The sequence below is a fragment of the Vibrio sp. S12_S33 genome (assembly GCF_963889785.1).
Taxonomy (GTDB): domain Bacteria; phylum Pseudomonadota; class Gammaproteobacteria; order Enterobacterales; family Vibrionaceae; genus Vibrio; species Vibrio aestuarianus.
The window spans coordinates 1-1,142 of record NZ_CAWPQZ010000161.1; the positions used below are offsets into that span (position 1 = coordinate 1).

At 40.9% G+C, this 1,142-nt stretch carries 1 protein-coding gene; it reads right to left on the reverse strand.

Annotation, left to right across the window (positions count from 1 at the left end; genetic code table 11):
- Positions 1–944 precede the first annotated feature (944 nt).
- A partial coding sequence (locus AACW06_RS19650) for a hypothetical protein (RefSeq protein ID WP_238336766.1) occupies positions 945–1,142 on the reverse strand: 198 nt, incomplete at its 5' end.

The following is a 1,142-nucleotide window of genomic DNA, read 5'->3' on the forward strand; positions in this document are numbered from 1 at the left end:
ATCAAAATGTTGGTTAAGTGAACCAAGAATCAGCCAAAGCCCGAACCGTGATAAGTAAGCCGCCAAAACAAAGCACACCTTTCAGCAACAAACCAAGCTTTTGAATCAGTAAAACTCAACGAGCAAAGCCTTCAACAAATACAAAATTATCGATTAACTTGCTCTTTCCACACTTTGCGCCCACTAAATTGACAACACGCCCACGCTAAAACCGATTGAGGCAAATAAAGAATCTTGCCTGTTTTACGGTTTGAGTTAACCATGAATTTGAGGGTAAAAATACTCATTTGCCGACAGCTCAAAACGAATGACCGGAGAAATCCCAAAAGATTGAACCCCTAAATTTACCTGAGTTGCATAACGCCCAATTAAGTGGTGAACAACGCACTGACCAAGCCGCTGCATTGCACCGTAAACACTTTACCTGACGCATAGTAAAACTGCCACGCGTTGAGAATCCACTTGAATTGTTTGTTATGTGAATTTTACCGTGAATTCAAAGTAAGCCACCGTAGAAACGAAGAAATTTGAATAAGTTACGTAAAAAACCGATGCTTACCAAAACCTAAATTTCACAGCGTTCTTAGCCGAAGAGAGCCACTTACAGAATCGACAACAAAGAAAGCGCCCCTTCAGCAACCGCTAAATTTTTTGCGTCACCAGATTTTCAGAGCTGAATGTCAGCAAGAAAACCAGTCAAAAAGACATTTCAATTAAAGCGATTTAAAACCAACGAAACTCAACACAAACCAGCTCCAAAACGCAATTGAGGCAACCAAAGAACCTTGAAAACGATTAATCTCAGGTTGTCCAAGGATCCATCTCGACCAAGCCAACTTGCCGAAAACACGGAACGAATTCTCAATAAAATCGTAGCTTTGACCTAAAAAACTGACCAAACACATAACGCCCAATTAAGGGGTGAGCAACGCTAACACCCAAACCTAAAGCATTGTACCGTAACCACTAAAGTTGAAGTAGAAGCAAAAATGCCAAGCGTTGGGAATCCCTCTTAAATTGTTTGTATGGATAATAACTCTCAAAATCGGGTAATGTGAGACCCAGGCTTTAGCTGCAACTAAAACTTTCCATGTAGTAGTTCGATTGAACGCTGGCTCCTCTATCGAGAGACCGATAACAAA